The sequence below is a fragment of the Pseudomonas sp. GW821-FHT01D09 genome (genome assembly GCF_059422465.1).
The window spans coordinates 19270-34330 of the sequence record NZ_JBWKWY010000017.1 but is presented as its reverse complement, the minus strand read 5'-3'; the positions used below and the strand labels follow the sequence as shown (position 1 = coordinate 34330).

The following is a 15061-nucleotide window of genomic DNA, read 5'->3' as shown; positions in this document are numbered from 1 at the left end:
CAGGTGCGACCTACCCGCAAAACAATACCCCCAGGGACAACAGATCATTCTCAAAATGAACGGAGTTCAGCGCGTGCTTTTAATCCCCCGCCTCCAGCGCCTTACCAGCCTTTCGCTGATCGTCGCCGCCCTCGGCCTCGGCGCCTGCCACAGCACCAACACCCCCGACTTGCCGCCCGCCCCGGAGCTGGGTTCGGGCTATCGCACGGACATGAGAGTACGCCACGCCGAACGCCATATGGCGGCAGCGGCCAACCCGCTGGCGGCCGCCGCCGGGAGGGAGATATTGCGCCAGGGCGGCTCGGCGATCGATGCGGCCATCGCCATGCAAGCGGTGCTGACGCTGGTGGAGCCGCAATCCTCGGGGATCGGCGGTGGTGCCTTTATCATGCTGTGGGATGGCAAGCAGGTACGGGCCTATGATGGCCGTGAAACCGCACCGGCCGGCGCCACGGCCGATATGCTGCTCAATGCCGACGGCACGCCGATGGCGTTTGCCCAGGCGCAGATTGGTGGTCGGTCGGTCGCCACCCCCGGTGTATTGCGCGCGCTGAAGATGGCCCACGAACACAGCGGGCGCCTGCCCTGGGCACAATTGTTTGCACCGGCGATCCAGCTGTCCGAGCAAGGCTTTGCGATTTCGGCACGCCTGCACAGCCTGATCGCCGCCGACCGCTACATCAGCCAGTCACCGGACATGGCAGCGTACTTCCTCAACGTCGACGGCAGCCCGAAAGCCACCGGCACCCTGTTGAAAAACCCGGCGCTGGCCACGGTGTTCAAACGTATCGCCAAAGAAGGGCCCGATGCGCTGTACCACGGCCCGATCGCCGAGGAGATTGCCCGCAAGGTCCAGGGCCATCACAACACGGGCCGCCTTGCGCTGAACGATCTCAAGGGCTACCGCGCCAAGGAACGCACGCCGCTGTGTACCGACTACAAGCGCTGGCAAGTGTGCGGCATGCCGCCCCCCTCTTCGGGCGGGGTGGCCATTGCGCAGATCCTCGGCACCTTGCAGGCCCTCGAAGCCCGTGACCCACGCTGGGCCCTGGCGCCGCTCAAGCCCGTGAAGACGACAACAGCCGCCGGCCTGGAACCAGCCCCCGAAGCGGTGCATATGATTGCCGAGGCCGACCGCCTGGCCTACGCCGACCGTGCGCAATACCTCGCTGATACGGACTTCGTACCAGTGCCGCTCGCGGGCCTGGTCGCCCCTGGCTACCTGGCCAGCCGTGCAGCATTGATTGGCGAACGCAGCATGGGCGTGGCCAGGCCCGGCCAACCGGCGGGCGTTCAGGTGGCCTACGCGCCGGATCGCTCGCCACTGCGTATTTCCACCTCGCAAGTGGTGGCCGTGGATGACCAGGGCGGCGCGGTGTCGATGACCACCACCATCGAAGCTGCATTCGGTTCCCACGTGATGGTCCAGGGTTTCCTGCTGAACAATCAGATGACTGACTTTTCCTTTATCCCCGAGGAAAACGGCCAGCCGGTGGCCAACCGCATCGAGCCGGGCAAACGCCCGCGCTCGTCCATGGCGCCGACCCTGGTCTTCGACCGCCAAAGTGGCGAGCTACTGGCCACGGTCGGCTCTCCCGGCGGCTCGCAGATCATCGAATACGTGAGCAAATCCCTGGTGGGCATGCTCGACTGGAACCTCGACCCGCAGGCCGCCATCAGCCTGCCCAACTTCGGCAGCCGCAATGGCGCGACCGAGCTGGAGCAAGGGCTGTTCAGCGAGCCGTTGAAGGCGGCGCTCAAGGCGCGAGGGCATACCTTGAGCGAGATCGACATGACCAGTGGCACCCAGGCCATCGTGCGAGTGCGCGATGCCCAGGGCAAGGCGACATGGAGTGGCGGCGCGGATCCACGGCGTGAGGGGGAAGCGTTGGGGGATTGACCCAGGGTTGTATCGCCTTTACAGGCCTCATCGCCGGCCAGCCGGCGATGGCGGTTGAAGGTTAGCGGCTGATCTTCAAACCCTTGCGCGCCGTATGGCGCTCCAGCGCCAGTTCGATCAGGCGGCTGACCAGTTCGCTGTAGCTCATCCCCGCCGCCTGCCACAACTTGGGGTACATGCTGATGCGGGTGAAACCGGGCAGTGAGTTGACCTCGTTGATCAGCACTTCACCGTCCTCGCACAGAAACACATCGACCCGTGCCAACCCGGCGCAGCCCAGCACTTCAAAGGCCTGCACGGCCAGGGCACGGATGCGTTCGCTGGCCTCGACGCTGATATCGGCCGGCACCAGCACTTGCGCGGCCTGGTCGTCGATGTACTTGCTGTCGTAGGAATAGAAGCCGTCACGTACCACGATCTCGCCACAACCGCTGGCGATGGGACGTTCGTTGCCCAGCACCGCACATTCGATTTCGCGGCCTTTGACGGCCGATTCCACCAGCACTTTTTCATCGAAACCCAGGGCCAGTTCAATGGCGGCCAGGTACTCGGCTGCGTCAGCCACCTTGCTCACGCCCACTGAGGAGCCTTGGTTGGCCGGCTTGACGAACAGTGGCAAACCGAGCTTTTGCCGGGCCTGGTCGAAGGTTGTGCGTGCCGCGTTGCCGCGATTAAGGGTGATAAAGGGCGCCACGGCGATACCGGCATCGCGCAGCAGGCGCTTGCTGATGTCCTTGTCCATGCACACCGCCGAACCCAGCACGTCGGCCCCCACAAACGGCAGATCGGCCATGCGCAGCAACCCTTGCAGGCAACCGTCTTCACCCAGGGTGCCGTGGACAATGGGGAAGATCACATCAACGTGTTCCAGCAGGCCCTGGCCCGAAGTTTCCACCAGTTGCTGGCTGGCCTTGCCCGGCACCACCGCCAGCTCGCGGTTGGATTGGTTGAGGGCGATCAGCGCCGGGTTTTCCTGGTTGAGCAGGAAGTTGGAGGTGTCATTGAGGTGCCAGTGGCCGGCCTTGTCGATGCCGATCAGCACCGGCTCGAAGCGCGTGCGGTCGAGGGCGTCGACGATGTTGCGCGCCGACTGCAAAGACACTTCATGCTCGGCCGAACGCCCACCAAAAATAATACCTACCCGCAACTTGCTCATAACCTGCCTCACATTGGAAATGTAGGGCTTATTACCACGAGCGCTCAGCAATTTGCCACCGTTGCAGCCGCGCACAATCGTACAAGACCCTGGCAGACAGCCGCCCCAGACTCAGTTAACGTAACGCCATCCGACCTTTTTTGAAAAACATCCCATGGGCAAACCCACCGCAAACATCGACTGGCTGCACCGGGCACCCCATGCCAGTGGCCTGGAGCGGATCGAGGCGTATTTTTCCGGGTTCGGCTTCGACCCTCATCGCCACGATACCTACGCCATCGGCCACACCCTGCTCGGCGTGCAGAGTTTTCATTATCGCGGCAGCCAGACCCACAGCCTGCCGGGCACCACCATGGTGATCCACCCCGACGAAGTGCACGATGGCTGGGCCGGTAGCGACGAGGGTTTCAAGTACCGGATGATTTATGTGGAGCCGGCGCTGATCCAGCAGATTCTCGGCGGCAAGCCCTTGCCTTTTATCCACAACGGGCTGTCCAACGACCCGTGGCTGCACCGGGCCTGCCAGGCCTTTGTGCAGCAGCTCGATTGCCCGCTGGACCCAATGCAGGAACAGGATGCGTTGTTCGACCTGGCCCATGCCCTGAACAATGCGTCGGGCATCAGCGTCAGCCGCAAGACCTTCGATTACCAGGCCGCCGAGCGCGCCCGGGAATTTATCCACAGCGCCTTGGGGCGCAGCATCACCCTGGACGAAATGGCCGCGCACTGTGGGCGGGATCGCTGGGCCTTGTCCCGGGACTTTCGCCTGTTGTTCGGCACCAGCCCCTATCGCTACCTGACCATGCGCCGCCTGGACCTGGTGCGCAACCTGCTGGGCCAGGGCCAGTCACTGGTGGACGCGGCGCTGATCGCCGGCTTTACCGACCAGAGCCACATGACCCGGCAGTTTCGCAGCACCTTCGGCATCCCGCCGTCGCGATGGGTGAAGATGCTCGGCCGATAGCCAATAAAAACTGGAGATTTCCAGGGATGAACCTGACATTGACGCCTCCCCAGTGGGATGACGTGAACGAGCTGCTGGCATTCGAGCTGGCCAATCGGGCCTTTTTTGAACGCTGGGTCAATGCCCGGCCCGAGGCGTACTACAGCGTCGCCGGGGTACAGCGCGCCATCGACAGCGCACTGCTGGACGCCAGTGCAGACCGCGCCTATCAGTACCTGATTCGCGAAAACGGTGTGTTGGTGGGGCGCATCAACTTTACCCAGGTGCGCCGCCGCTACTATCACTCGGCATCCCTGGGCTATCGCATGGGGGCCCAGTTCACCGGGCGCGGCCTGGCCCGAAAAGCGGTGGCACTGGGGCTGGAGAAAGCCTTTGGCGAACACGCCCTCAAGCGCATCGAGGCCACCGTACGCCCGGAAAACCCGGGCTCGCTGCGGGTCTTGCAGCGCAGCGGGTTCACCCAGTATGGGCATTCACGCAAGGCATTCCTGCTGGATGGGCAGTGGTTCGACCTGTTGCTGTTCGAGGTGCATGCCCCCTGAGGCTTACGTCGACAGTTGGTTGGCAAACTGCCCGACCGCGCTGACCACTTTTTGCGCGCCGTCCTGGATCTCGACGATCACCGTGCCCGCCTCTGCCGCCAGGGACAAACCCTGCTCGGCCTGCAGCCGGCCGTCGCTCATCAGCGCCACGGCATCGCGGGCCATGTCCTGGTTCTGGCGCACCACGCCAACGATTTCTTCAGTGGCTTTGCTGGTACGCGACGCCAACTGCCGCACTTCATCGGCCACGACGGCAAACCCCCGGCCTTGTTCACCGGCACGGGCCGCTTCAATGGCGGCGTTAAGCGCCAGCAGGTTGGTCTGTTCGGCAATCCCGCTGATGGTCTTGACGATACTGCCAATCACCTGGGACTGGGCATTAAGGGCCTCGATGCCATCGCCGGCCTGCTCCATGTGCCTGGCCAGCTCGCGCATGACCTCCACCGCCTGGGTCACCACGGCGGTACCGCGCTGGGCGCTGTTGTCAGTGTGCAATGAGGTGCTGTAGGCAATATTGGCGGCATCGGCCACGGCGCGCTCCCGGTTGACCTGGTCGGTGATCACCGTGGCGAACTTGACCACTTTGTACAGCCGCTCGTTGGCGTCCATCACCGGGTTATAGGACGCCTCCAGCCAGACCTCATGCCCATGGGCGTCGATGCGCTTGAAGCGCCCGGCCACATATTCACCACTGTTCAAGCGTTTCCAGAAGTCCTGGTACTCGGGGCTGTTGGATTCGTGCGGATCGCAGAAGATACGGTGGTGCTTGCCCTGGATCTGCGCCAGGCTGTAGCCCATGCTTTGCAGGAAGCGGTCGTTGGCCGCCAGGACGTTGCCATTGAGGTCAAACTCGATCACCGCCGTAGAGCGCACCAGGGCCGCAATCAGGTTTTCGTGCTCGCGGGAAGCCTCGATGGTGCGGGTCAGGTCGCTGGAGTACACCGAAAACCGCTTGATACGCCCATCCGAGCCACGCACGGGCTGCACGATGGAGCGCAACCACGCCTCCTTGCCGTTGCCACGCAGCAGACGCACAGTGCCAGCAAAATGCTCGCCACGGCTCAGGGCATTGTTAAAACGGAGCTGGAACGTGTCGCGCTTGACATGCTCCGGTACAAAACCATGAATGATATGCCCCACTAAGTCACTGGATTTGTAGACCATTTCATCCAGGAAGGGCTGGTTGACCCACTCAACCCGGCCCTCGGGATCCAGGCTCAAGGCCAGCATCTCCCGTTCCAGGCTCTCTCTGACCTGCTGCATGCTCGACAGTTCTTCACGGAGAGCGGCCAGCTCCTGCTTCATGCGGGTATTGAACATAGGAACACCAGAGGGCAGAGAATAGTGAGTGTTAGTGTAGCCATCGGCGCCCTTAGCGTTTTCTAAAGAGTGCTTGAGCCCACAACTCAACTATATTTTGCCCCCGCCTCAGCTCCCGTTGTTACGGCACAGCCCCATAACCTGGTACTCAAGGGTCTTGATCAGGCCACTGGAATCTTCATAGGTCATGCGCGAAGGCACCACCTTACAGGCCCGGATCGGCGGCGTGACGCTGACCACCTTGGCGATATCCAGTTTCATGCCATACCGGTAGGCCTGCACTTGCGGTGCCGGTTTGCCCTGCTTGGCGGCGTAGCGGCTCATGGCTTGCTGGTTCTGTTGCATCAATTGAGCAATCTCGCGATCCCCTCCGGCTTCAGCCATCGCCCCCAGGGAAAGAGAAAAAACCACCGCGCCCAAGGCCAGTGCTAAACGTTTCATAAAGTCTCCTCGTCTGATTTCAAATCGCTGGAAGTTCAGAGCGAGAGTAACTAACGCACCCTGTCAGAAGGTTCACGTACAAATTACGTATCCGTAATATTCCATCTAACTGGCAAAATTGTAATGTTTTCGACACCTCTTCGTTATCTTGCGTTTGCAACTATGACGCGGGCGCCCGGCATCCGGGGGCAGCCCTCCAATAAGAACGCCACAGGCGACTAAAAAGCTCATAGCTGCCAACACCGAGGAGCGATACATGCGCACTAACCGTACACTTTCCCTTTCCATCATGGCGGCACTGATCGGCGCAACACCGCTGGCCAGCACGGCCGCTGAAGATAAGCCTGAAGGTTTTATCGAAGGCAGTACGTTGAACGTACTGGCGCGCAATTTTTACTTCAACCGCGATGACCGCAAAGGCCAGTCCAGCCCGACCGGCAATGGCTACTCAGAGGCGTGGGCCCAGGGCCTGATCGGCAAGTTCGAGTCTGGTTTCACCCAGGGCACGGTGGGGTTTGGCCTGGATGCCTTTGCGATGTACGGCCTCAAGCTCGACTCCGGCACCGGGCGCAGCGGCGGCAAGGGCTCGTTCGGCATGTTGCCGGTGGACAGCGACAATCGCCCCGAAGACAACTACAGCAAACTCGGCGGCGCGGTGAAAATGCGCCTGATGGATACCGTCGTCAGGGTCGGCGATGTCTTCCCGCAAACCCCGGTGGTGTACTACGGTGACTCACGCCTGCTGCCGGAAAGTTTCCGTGGCGTTACCGTGGAAAACACCAGCGTGCAAGGACTGAGCCTGCAAGGCGGACGCTTGCATTCCATGAGCCAGCCGACCGAAAGCGGCATGCGTGAGGGCTTCGCGACATTTTATGCCGGTAATGTGAACTCGCCCTGGATCGGTTACTTCGGCGGCGACTATCAACTCAACCCGCACGTAAGCCTCAGCCTCTACAGCAGCCGCTTGAAGGACGCCTGGGACCAGTATTACTTCGGTACGGCCGTCAATTATCCGCTGACCGAAGAGGTGTCGGTGTTTGGCGGCTTCAATTACTACAACGCCCAGGACGAGGGCAAAAAGCTGCTGGGTGAGCTCAATAACAACATCTGGAGCGCCAAACTCGGGGTGAAGGTCGGCGCCCACCGCCTGGCCCTGTCGCACCAGCGCAACAACGGCGACAATGACTTCGACTACCTGCGCCAGTCGGACTCGATCTTCCTCGACAACTCGATCCAGTACAGCGACTTCAACTCGCCGAAGGAGCGCTCGTGGGCACTGCGCTATGACCTGGACATGCAACCCTTCGGCATTCCCGGCCTGTCGTTCATGACCCGTTACGGCAAAGGCACCAATGCCGACTACAGCAACGCGAACGCGGTGTATATGCGCCGTGATGCCGCTGGCGACCCACTCACTGACCAGCGGCGCTGGGAGCGCGATATCGAGGCCAAATATGTGTTTCAGGGCGGCACCTTGAAAGACCTGTCCCTGCGGATTCGCCAGGCAACGGTGCGCTCAAGTGCCTTTGAGTCGGACCTTGAAGAGTTCCGGCTGATCATGGAATATCCATTGGCCATTCTCTGATAAACCACAACGGCAAGTGATTACATTCACTTGCCGTTAACCAGCACTTCTTCACAATTGGCAACCTGTCAGAACTGTAATATACCCCTCACGTTCTCGTTAAGTTGCACTTCATATACTGCCTGCATTGACTGGCCGAAGAGATTTCCCCAACTAACGGCACAGGTCTTTTCTGGAGAAAGTTCATGAAGCCCATGCACATTTTATTGATCGGCCTGCTCAGTGGAGCATCCAGCGTTGCACTGGCTGACGACGGCGGCGAGCGCTCCCGTCAGTGGCTGGCTGAATTCCGCCAGCAACAGCAACAGATCCACAGCACCGAGGCCGTGGCCCAGCAAACCCCAGCCCCCTCGGACACTCCGGCTCCAAAAGCCATCTGAGCGGCGCACCCCGAGCAACATTCATCTCTTGAAGCTTTTTTTGTTGAGCTCCTTTGGAAAGAGATGAATTTTTAGCGCCCCTGACGGGCGCTTTTTTTTGCCCGCTCGATGGAATCGCCCCCTCCCCCGCGACCAATCGTCGCACCCGTGCCCAGATAACTCGATTGTGCGGGGATGCACCTTGACCCTGAAGTAGCTTCAAGGCTCAGAATTTTCCTACATCCCGGACTACAGCCCTTATTCCGCGTAGCTCCAGTTACCCATCCGCTTATCAGTAAGAGGTCTATCTGCATGCGTATTCTTGTGGTTGAGGACGAGCCAAAAACTGCCGACTACTTACACCAAGGCTTGAGTGAGAGTGGTTATGTCGTCGATCGTGCCGCCAGTGGCATTGATGGCCTGCACCTGGCCGGGCAACACCATTACGAATTGGTGATCCTTGATGTCAACCTGCCGGGCAAGGACGGCTGGCAAGTGCTGGAGCAACTGCGCCGGGACAGCACCTTGCGGGTGATGATGCTCACCGCCCGCGGCCGCCTGGCCGACAAGATCAAGGGCCTGGACATGGGCGCCGATGATTACCTGGTCAAACCTTTCGAGTTTCCCGAGCTGCTGGCCAGGGTGCGCACGTTGATGCGGCGCAGCGAACCGATCGCGTTGCCGGAGATATTCCGGGTTTCGGACCTGGAGCTGGACCCGCGCCGCCATCGTGCGTACCGGGGCACACGGCGCATTGACCTGACCACCAAGGAGTTCGCGCTGTTGCAGGTGCTGATGCGCCAGAGTGGTGAAGTGTTGACGCGCACGCAGATCATTTCCCTGGTCTGGGACATGAACTTCGACTGCGACACCAATGTGGTGGAAGTCTCGATCAGCCGGCTGCGGGCCAAGGTCGATGACCAGAGCGAGGTCAAGTTGATCCATACCATTCGTGGCGTGGGGTATGTACTGGAAGCACGCCAATGAGGTCTGGCAGTTTATCCATGCGCCTGGGGCTCACCGTCAGCCTGATGGGCGCAGGCCTGGTGCTGTTGCTGGCGACCCTGGCGTACCTGGCCCTCACCCATGAGCTGGAAAACCTCGCGCGCAAAGGCCTGGAGAGCAAGATGGAACAAATCGAGCACAGCCTGCAGCAGGACCTCAACACCCGCGACATCAGCGCCCGGCCCCATTCGCTGCTGGACCTGGTGATGGGCCACGATAACTTTTACCTGACCATCATCAGTGCCGCCCCCGCCAACACCGTGCTGCTGAGTGTCGGCGCCAAGCCCCAGGAGCCCTTGCTGCTCGACTTTGCCGCCAAGCAAACCCTGGGTTTTCTCAACTGGACCGATGGGCGCGGCAACCAGATCCTCAGCGCGTCGAGCCTGATGCGCCTGCGCACCGGGGAAAACGTGCAGGTGTTGTTGTCCCTGAATCGCTCCGATGATCAGGCGCTGCTCAGTGCCTACCTGCGCTCCACCGTGATCGCCCTGCCGCTGCTGCTGATCCTTATTGGCATGGGCGCCTGGTGGCTGGTGCAGCGCGGGCTGGCCCCGTTGCAGCAATTTAGCCGCGTTGCCGGCAAAGTCACCACCCAGGACCTGACCCATCGCCTGAAGGTCGATAACCTGCCTCGGGAACTCAGCGAACTGGCCCAGGGCATCAACGTGATGCTGGACCGGCTGGATGCCGGCGTGCAGCAGTTGTCGCAATTTTCCGATGACCTGGCCCACGAACTGCGCGCGCCCCTGACCAACCTGATGGGCAAGGCCCAGGTAACCCTGTCCCGCGCCCGTGCGCCGCACGAGTACAAACTGGCACTGGAATCCAGTACCGAAGAACTGGACCGCCTGGCGCGGATCGTCGCCGACATGCTGTTTCTCGCCCAGGTCAGCCATCCGGCGGCGCGGGCTTCGTTTACCACCGTGAACCTGCGGGATGAAGCGCTGCGGGTCATGGAGCTGTTTGCCTTGAGCGCCGAAGACAAAGGGTTGAGCCTGAACCTGACCGGCGACGCCTGGGTCAAGGGGGATCGGCTGATGATTCAACGGGCCATTTCCAACCTGCTGTCCAACGCGATCCGCCACAGCCCCCAGGGTTCCGGCATTTCCTTACAAGTCCAGAGCCACGACCAGCGCGTCTCGCTGACCGTGAACAACCCGGGCCCGGGGATTGAAGCGCAACACCTGCCCCACCTGTTCGAGCGTTTCTACCGCGCCGACAACAGCCGCGCCCGCACCGAAGGCGGCACCGGGCTGGGGCTGGCGATCGTACGTTCGATCATGAGCCTGCACCAGGGCCTGGCCGAGGTCAGTAGCGTGCCGGACGGCATTACCGTGTTCCGCTTGGTATTTCCCGTCCTGCCCACAAACCCCGTAGTCACTGCCGAACGTTAGCGAGGCGCCGCCCGGCGGCGCAGCCTCGCTGGAGTTCGGCAGCGGCTACGCTACCGGCTCCTCATCGCGCCGATGGGCCCACTGGTAAAGCGCAGGCAGTACCAGCAGCGTCAGCAACGTCGAAGAGATAATCCCGCCAATCACCACTGTCGCCAGCGGCCGTTGCACTTCGGCACCGGTGCCGGTGGCCAGGGCCATGGGGATAAACCCGAGGGATGCCACCAGCGCGGTCATCAACACCGGACGCAAGCGGGTCAGCGCCCCTTCATTGATCGCCACCGACAACGAACGCCCTTCCTCACGCAGGTTGCGGATAAACGCGATCATCACCAGGCCGTTGAGCACGGCCACCCCCGACAGCGCAATAAACCCCACCCCAGCGGAAATCGACAGCGGAATATCCCGCAGCCACAGCGCCATGATCCCACCGGTCAGGGCGAAGGGAATCCCGGTGAACACCAGCAACCCGTCCTTGAGGTTGTTGAACATCATAAACAGCAGGCCGAATACCAGCAGCAACGCCACCGGCACCACCACCCGCAAGCGCTCGGACGCTTCCTTGAGTTGCTCGAACTGCCCGCCCCAGGTGGTCCAGTAGCCGGCAGGCACTTTCACTTGTGCGGTGATCGCGGTTTGCGCCTCCTCGACAAAGGAGCCGATATCACGCCCACGCACGTTGGCGCTGACAATCACCAGGCGCTTGCCGTTTTCGCGGCTGATCTGGTTCGGCCCAAGCACCAGGTCTAGGCTTGCGACTTCCGACAAGGCAATAAAGCCCAGTTGCCCCGTGGTGTTGTTGGCCAGCGCCGGGATCGGCACCAATAGCCGCGACAAACCCTCGATATCGGTACGCAGCGTGTCGGACAAACGCACCACCATGTCAAAGCGCCGGTCACCTTCGTACATCGTGCCCGCCTGGCGCCCACCCACGGCCACGGCAATGGTGTCTTGGACATCACCAACATTCAGGCCAAAGCGCGCGGCTTTGTCACGGTCGATATTGATGGTCAGCACCGGCAGGCCGGAGGTCTGTTCCACCTTCACTTCAGAGGCGCCGTTGAGCTTCTTCAAGGTCTCGGCAATCTCCCCGGCGGTCTTGTTCAGCACCGCCATATCATCGCCAAACACCTTCACCGCCACGTCACTGCGCACCCCGGAAATCAACTCGTTGAAACGCAGTTGGATCGGCTGCGACAACTCGTACTGGCTCCCCGGCACAATCGCACTGGCCCGCTGGATCTCGGCGATCAATTGTTCGCGGGATTTCTTCGGATCCGGCCACTGGTCCTTGGGCTTGAGCATCAGGTAGCTGTCGGAAATATTCGGCGGCATCGGGTCGGAGGCGATTTCCGCCGTACCGGTACGGGCAAATACGCGCTGGATTTCCGGCACCTGGGCCAGCAAGGTTTTTTCCAACTGCTCCTGCATCTGCACCGACTGCGTCAGGCTGGTGCCCGGCACTCGCATGGCTTGCTGGGCAAAGTCACCTTCGCTGAGGCTGGGGATAAATTCACTGCCCATGCGGCTGGCCACTGCGCCAGACACCACGATGGTCAACAGCGCCATGCCAAAGGCCAACGAACGGTGAGCCATCACCCAATCCAGCACCGGCGCATAGCCCCGGCGTGCGGTGCGCATCACCCAGTTTTCTTCTTCCTTGACCTTGCCGGTGACAAACAGCGCAATGGCCGCCGGCACAAAGGTCACCGACAGAATCATCGCGCCCAGCAACGCCACCACCACGGTGAAGGCCATGGGGTGGAACATTTTCCCGGCCACCCCGGTAAGGGCGAAGATCGGCAGGTACACCACCATGATGATCAACTGCCCGAAGATCAGCGCGCGGCGCGCCTCCTTGGCGGCGGCAAACACTTCGTGCAGGCGTTCGCTGCGGGTCAGCAGGCGGCCGTGGCGGTGCTGCGCATGGGCCAGGCGGCGGATGGAGTTCTCCACGATCACCACCGCGCCATCGACGATGATCCCGAAGTCCAGCGCGCCCAGGCTCATCAGGTTGGCACTGACTTTGTTGGTGAACATCCCGGTAAAGGTGAACAGCATGGCCAGCGGAATCACCATCGCGGTGATCAACGCAGCGCGGATATTGCCCAGGAACAGGAACAGAATCACGATAACCAGCAGCGCACCTTCAAAGAGGTTTTTCTTCACGGTGGCAATGGCTTTTTCCACCAGGTTGGTGCGGTCGTAGACCGTCACCGCCACCACGCCTTCGGGCAGTGAGCGGTTGATCTCTTCGAGTTTTTTCGCCACCGCCTGGGACACGGTGCGGCTGTTTTCGCCGATCAACATAAAGACCGTGCCGAGTACCACTTCGCGACCATTTTCGGTGGCCGCGCCCGTGCGCAACTCGCGGCCGATATCGACCTGGGCCACATTGCGCACGCGGATCGGCGTGCCATCTACCGTGTTGATCACGATATTGGCGATGTCGTCGATGGACGCCACCTGCCCCGGCGCGCGGATCAGCAACTGCTCGCCGCTGCGCTCGATATAACCGGCGCCGACGTTGGCGTTGTTACGCTCCAGCGCGGTGACCAGATCGGTTAACGTCAGGTTATAGGCGGCCAGGCGCTTGGGGTCTGGGGCAATCTGGTATTCCTTGGCAAAGCCGCCAATGGTATTGATCTCGGCCACGCCGGGCACGTTGCGCAGTTGCGGCTTGATGATCCAGTCCTGAATCACCCGCAGGTCGGTGGGGGTATAGGCCGAGCCGTCCTCCTTGCGCGCACCGTCTTCGGCCTCCACGGTCCACAGGAAAATTTCCCCCAGCCCGGTGGAAACCGGCCCCATCATCGTCTCGATCCCGTCAGGCAATTGCTCGCGGGCGACCTGCAAGCGTTCGTTGACCAACTGCCGGGCGAAGAATAGATCGGTGCCGTCCTTGAAGATCACCGTGACCTGGGACAATCCCGAACGCGACAACGAGCGGGTCTGCTGGAGACCCGGCAGGCCGGCCATCGCGGTTTCGATGGGAAAGGTGATGCGCTGCTCGGTTTCCAGCGGGGAAAAACCCGGCGCCGCCGAGTTGATCTGCACCTGGACGTTGGTGATGTCCGGCACTGCGTCGATGGGCAGTTTCTGATAGCTGGCGATGCCGACACCGGCCATCAACAGCACCGCCAGCAGCACGATGATGCGCTGCTCGATGGCAAATTGAATTAGACGCTCAAACATGGGAAATCACTCGCAGGATCAATGGGCGTGCTCGGCCGAAGCCTTGCCCAGCTCGGACTTGAGGACGAAACTGCCGACGGTCGCCACCTGTGCCCCGGCCTCCAGGCCCTGGCGCACTTCAACAAAGCCGTTTTCACTCACCCCAAGCTCCACATGGCGGGTCATGAAACCTTCGGCGGTGCGCACAAAGACCGACGGCTTGTCTTCCACGGTCTGGATCGCCGTCGCCGGTACGGTGACCGCCGCCGCATAGGTGTCCGTCGAGACCTGGACCGCCACGAACAAGCCGGGGCGCCATGAATCGTCAGGGTTGGGCACGGTGACGCGCACCGTGGCCGTGCGCGTCTGCTCACCCAGCAAGTTGCCGACATAGGCCACGGTGCCCATCACGTCGGTGCCCATTTCCGTGGAGCTGACCTTCACCGGCTTGCCGACCTGGACCTTGTTCAAATCCTTGGGGAACACGCCGAAGGTGACCCACACCTGGGACAGGTCCGACAGGGTGAACGCGGCGCTGGTCTCACTCACCACCTCGCCGACACCCAGGTGTTTTTCCACCACCACCCCGGCAAACGGCGCACGCAGCTCATAACGATTGCCGCCAGCCAACACGGCGCTGCCACTCAGGGCGTTCATTTTTTGCCGCGCGTTGTTCAGGGCAATCTCGGCTTCTTGCAGGGTCTGGCGAGCCAGCAGGTAATCCTGTTCGGCGGAGATCTTGTCCTGCCATAACTGACGCTCGCGCTGGAAGGTAGTGCGCGCCAGTTCGACCCGGCGTTCGCTGGCCGCCAACTCGCTGCGCTGGTCAGAGATCTGCTGGCTGGCGATCACCGCCAGCAACTCGCCCTGCTTCACTTTCTGCCCCAGGTTGACCTTCACCGACTCCACCACGCCCGCAGCACGGGGCACGATATGGGAGGTGCGGTCTTCGTCGAATCGCACTTCGCCCGGCAGTGACAGCAACGTGCTGATTTGCCGGGGTTGGGCCAGGGCCAGTTGAATGCCGGCGGCCTGGATCTGTTGGTCGTTAAGCACCAGCGCGCCCTCTTCCTCTTCGCCTTCCTCTTTGGGCGCCTCGGCGGCGGCCACGGTGGGCTGGGGCGCGACGCTGGTGGCCGGCCAAAACGCCACCACCCCGAGGGCCACGGCTACCGCAACGGCCAGAGCCATGCCTTGTTTTTTGTTCATGGGTCACTCCTGATA

The 15061-nt window shown here is 61.7% G+C and carries 11 protein-coding genes and 2 pseudogenes; 7 read left to right on the top strand and 6 right to left on the bottom strand.

Translation table 11 applies throughout. The annotated features are described in order from the left end of the window. The first annotated feature begins 55 nt into the window (after nt 1-55). Nucleotides 56-1900: a gamma-glutamyltransferase gene (gene ggt, locus AC07W7_RS16235; protein ID WP_495039696.1), complete on the top strand. Its 1845-nt coding sequence runs from the start codon at nt 56-58 to the stop codon at nt 1898-1900. Nucleotides 1901-1961: 61 nt separating this feature from the next. On the opposite strand, the gene ddlA is transcribed toward ggt, so the two are convergent. After that, entirely contained in the window at nt 1962-3056 is a 1095-nt protein-coding gene (ddlA, locus tag AC07W7_RS16230) for a D-alanine--D-alanine ligase (protein ID WP_099167943.1), read from the bottom strand. Between the two features lie 154 nt (nt 3057-3210). Between ddlA and AC07W7_RS16225 the strand changes: the two genes are divergently transcribed. Both AC07W7_RS16225 and AC07W7_RS16220 read left to right on the top strand, forming a co-directional pair. Beyond that, on the top strand, nt 3211-4020 hold the full coding sequence (locus AC07W7_RS16225) for an AraC family transcriptional regulator (RefSeq protein WP_076964081.1): 810 nt from the start codon (nt 3211-3213) through the stop codon (nt 4018-4020). A gap of 26 nt (nt 4021-4046) precedes the next feature. Next, nucleotides 4047-4562 carry a GNAT family N-acetyltransferase gene (locus AC07W7_RS16220; RefSeq protein ID WP_495039695.1) on the top strand — a complete coding sequence of 172 codons (516 nt, stop codon included), beginning with the start codon at nt 4047-4049 and terminating at the stop codon, nt 4560-4562. 3 nt (nt 4563-4565) lie between these two features. Here AC07W7_RS16220 and AC07W7_RS16215 read toward each other — a convergent pair. The 3 genes and pseudogenes from AC07W7_RS16215 to AC07W7_RS16205 form a co-directional block, all read right to left on the bottom strand. Continuing rightward, nucleotides 4566-4994: pseudogene (locus AC07W7_RS16215) on the bottom strand (methyl-accepting chemotaxis protein); the annotation flags it as partial. A gap of 111 nt (nt 4995-5105) precedes the next feature. Then, a pseudogene (locus tag AC07W7_RS16210) lies at nt 5106-5792 on the bottom strand (PAS domain-containing protein); the annotation flags it as partial. A gap of 198 nt (nt 5793-5990) precedes the next feature. Then, nucleotides 5991-6323, bottom strand: a complete 333-nt coding sequence (locus tag AC07W7_RS16205; protein ID WP_076964078.1) for a DUF2790 domain-containing protein — start codon at nt 6321-6323, stop codon at nt 5991-5993. Nucleotides 6324-6579: 256 nt separating this feature from the next. On the opposite strand from AC07W7_RS16205, the gene AC07W7_RS16200 reads away from it, so the two are divergent. The 4 genes from AC07W7_RS16200 to AC07W7_RS16185 all read left to right on the top strand — a co-directional run bounded on the left by AC07W7_RS16200 (nt 6580) and on the right by AC07W7_RS16185 (nt 10666). Beyond that, nucleotides 6580-7908, top strand: coding sequence for an OprD family porin (locus AC07W7_RS16200; RefSeq protein WP_076964077.1), 1329 nt, complete (start codon nt 6580-6582; stop codon nt 7906-7908). A 185-nt stretch (nt 7909-8093) separates the two neighbouring features. After that, on the top strand, nt 8094-8288 hold the full coding sequence (locus AC07W7_RS16195; protein ID WP_076964076.1) for a hypothetical protein: 195 nt from the start codon (nt 8094-8096) through the stop codon (nt 8286-8288). 291 nt (nt 8289-8579) lie between these two features. Beyond that, nucleotides 8580-9254 carry a heavy metal response regulator transcription factor gene (locus tag AC07W7_RS16190; protein ID WP_076964075.1) on the top strand — a complete coding sequence of 225 codons (675 nt, stop codon included), beginning with the start codon at nt 8580-8582 and terminating at the stop codon, nt 9252-9254. After that, nucleotides 9251-10666 carry a heavy metal sensor histidine kinase gene (locus tag AC07W7_RS16185; protein WP_169866678.1) on the top strand — a complete coding sequence of 472 codons (1416 nt, stop codon included), beginning with the start codon at nt 9251-9253 and terminating at the stop codon, nt 10664-10666. The genes AC07W7_RS16190 and AC07W7_RS16185 overlap by 4 nt, the downstream gene beginning before the upstream one ends. Nucleotides 10667-10711: 45 nt before the next feature. On the opposite strand, the gene AC07W7_RS16180 is transcribed toward AC07W7_RS16185, so the two are convergent. Both AC07W7_RS16180 and AC07W7_RS16175 read right to left on the bottom strand, forming a co-directional pair. Beyond that, nucleotides 10712-13858 carry a CusA/CzcA family heavy metal efflux RND transporter gene (locus AC07W7_RS16180; RefSeq protein WP_495039694.1) on the bottom strand — a complete coding sequence of 1049 codons (3147 nt, stop codon included), beginning with the start codon at nt 13856-13858 and terminating at the stop codon, nt 10712-10714. 18 nt (nt 13859-13876) lie between these two features. Continuing rightward, nucleotides 13877-15046, bottom strand: a complete 1170-nt coding sequence (locus AC07W7_RS16175) for an efflux RND transporter periplasmic adaptor subunit (protein ID WP_495039693.1) — start codon at nt 15044-15046, stop codon at nt 13877-13879. Nucleotides 15047-15061: the final 15 nt, after the last annotated feature.